The sequence below is a fragment of the Shewanella sp. 10N.7 genome, assembly GCF_020806285.1.
Classification (GTDB): Bacteria; Pseudomonadota; Gammaproteobacteria; order Enterobacterales; family Shewanellaceae; genus Shewanella; species Shewanella electrodiphila.
Genome location: NZ_JAJGZS010000055.1, coordinates 1 through 2,629 on the forward strand (window position 1 = coordinate 1; position 2,629 = coordinate 2,629).

The 2,629-nt window shown below is 32.5% G+C and carries 1 protein-coding gene; it reads left to right on the forward strand.

What is annotated here, in order from left to right:
* Positions 1 to 636 precede the first annotated feature (636 nt).
* Entirely contained in the window at positions 637 to 2,604 is a 1,968-nt protein-coding gene (locus tag LMH66_RS20180) for a TM0106 family RecB-like putative nuclease (protein ID WP_229372703.1), read from the forward strand.
* Positions 2,605 to 2,629 lie beyond the last annotated feature (25 nt).

The window sequence follows — 2,629 nt, forward strand, 5'->3', positions numbered from 1 at the left end:
TTTTCGCAGAGCCCACAGGGATGTGTTTACGGCGTGTCTTGGATGTATCTGCACAAAAGCCTGCGGCAGGCAATGGATTAGATTGAAGTGATGGTCTTAAGTCATTGAGCCAATATAGATGAAGTGCAACACATAAACGGGTAACTCGTTTATGCCCCTTTCTGCGTCAACGTAATTACTCAGTGGCAGATCTTGCCACTGGAATCATCGTACTTTTTCTCATGATTACCCGCTGAGAGAACGTGACAGAAAACTCCCAAAAGCTGTCACTTCTTAACATTTCTAGCCAAAAGTCATGCTTGCATAATCATGCAAGCTTACTTGAGACGATAAATCGTAATTGGATATTTGTTATTTACTACCTCTTCGGCCTTATTCTTGCGTTACCGATAACCTCTGGTATCGCAAAATGCCCAAAATGCCACCGTTGTCATCAATGGCCGATCATCACGAAACAGAACTATTTAGAAGGCGTTTGTCAAAAAAGCATATACAAACGACAAACTATGAATTCTAACCATTAAACCTAGTATCTATATGAAAATTAAAGGATATATCAAACGGTTTGATTCAATCTCCAAACTGAACTAATAATTATGGAGAGTAATCAAGTCGTTCATCATAAGGTCGTATGGTATGAGTAAAATTATTAAGAGTGATGTTGTTAGTTCATATTTTGACTGCCCGCTCAAGTTCTATAAAATAACACATGAAAATTGTAAAGTAGATCTTGATATTCATCAGAGCTCTCTAACTCAAGATTCCAGAACTAAATTTGAACACAAGAATAATATAAAATCCAAGTTCGATATTGATTCAAATTATAATGATACAGAAATACTTATAGGTGGAACCTTCATAGCAAAAGGCATTAAATTAAAAATAGACTATATAAAAAACCTAGTAAAAAATGGAAAGCGCTCTATATACCCAATTGTTGTAATAAACTCAACAAAATTACCAAAGCACATTATTAATAACGCAAACTTAATAAGTAGCTTATTCGGTTGTCTTTGTGATGGTAATATTGAGGGGATATTGGTGCTAAAAAGCAACTTGAGATTAAGTAAAGTACCTTTAATAAAGACAAGTAAGGACATTGAAGCCATTTTACTCAATATAGAGAATATAACATCAAAACCACCTATTAAAATAAATACACATTGTAAAATTTGTCAATTTCAAGATTCATGTAAACGTACAGCGATAAAAGACGATAACTTAAGTATTCTCCCAGAGATTAATGACAAGATAATTAAGAACTACAATAAAAGAGGTATATTTACGGTTAATCAGTTATCTTACAAGTTTCGCGCTAGAAAAGATCATCAAAGAAAAGACTCTATTGCCTACATTCTCCCTATGAGAGCCTATGCTATTAGAGAGAAAAAAGTAATAGTCAATGAGGTAGTAGAATTTCCGGATTCTCTAGTAGAGATTTTCTTAGATATTGAAGGGCTTCCTAAGGAAAACTCTAATTATCTCATAGGTTGCATTATAAAAAAGGGGGATAGAACTTATACAAAACACTTTTGGGCAAACTCACTTGATGATGAGATTCTTATGATCAAGAGGTTTTTGGACTACATATTTAGATTTAATTTTATTACCATTTATCACTATGGAAACTATGAGATAAATTACTTCAAGAAAATTATTAAACTTCTGGATGAGAATTATAAAGAAAAATTAAATAAAATAATTGCTTCATCTTTTAATCTACTTAGTATATTTAGGAACAAAATAATTTTCCCTTGTTATACAAATAGTTTAAAAGATATTGCAAGGCACCTTAACTACGAATGGACAAGTAAAGTAAAGAATGGAAAAGATAGTATATCTTCAAGAGTTCTCTGGGAGTTAAATAATTCAAATAGACTTAAGTCTGACCTTGTACTTTACAATAACAACGATTGCCATGCACTGATGGTTGTTTATTTTTATATAAAATCAATCATTAATAACATTAATAGCGGAAATAGAAAATTTGATGAAGAGTATATAACAAATGATGACATATCTAAGCAAATAGACTTCGGTTATACTAAATACATTCGTAATGGGTATGCAAATAGTGAAATTAAAGAAGTAATGAACTATGCATATTTTGACTATTTAAAAGAAAGGTTTTCCTTAAGGGAAAGGGAGTACAACAAAATTAAACATGGAACTAAAACCATAGATAGTAAGGTTGATTTTTATGACTTTGTAGACCATGTGAAATACTCTAGAAAAAGTAAATGCCCTTCCTGTCATAGTAAGCGCGTGTTCAAAAAAGCCAATGGATTAAGCAAAACCATATTGGACTTAAAGATTGAGAATGGTGTTGTCCGGCGCTGGGTTACTCAATTCAAAACCAAAAAATATAAATGCCAAGATTGCCAACTCGTATTTATACCCCAAAGTTACCCAGCATCACGAGCTAGAATAGGCAATACTATAAAAATTTGGATGGTATATCAATATATCTGCAATAGGCTAAGTCTAAGTCAAATAAATAATAACCTGAGAGATTTCTATGACATACACTTAAGTAGTGCCACGATATTTACATTTAAACGGCATGTTGCAGATTGTAGTGGCATAGTTAATTTGGCCACCTAGTTAGAGGTGATATTATCACCTCATA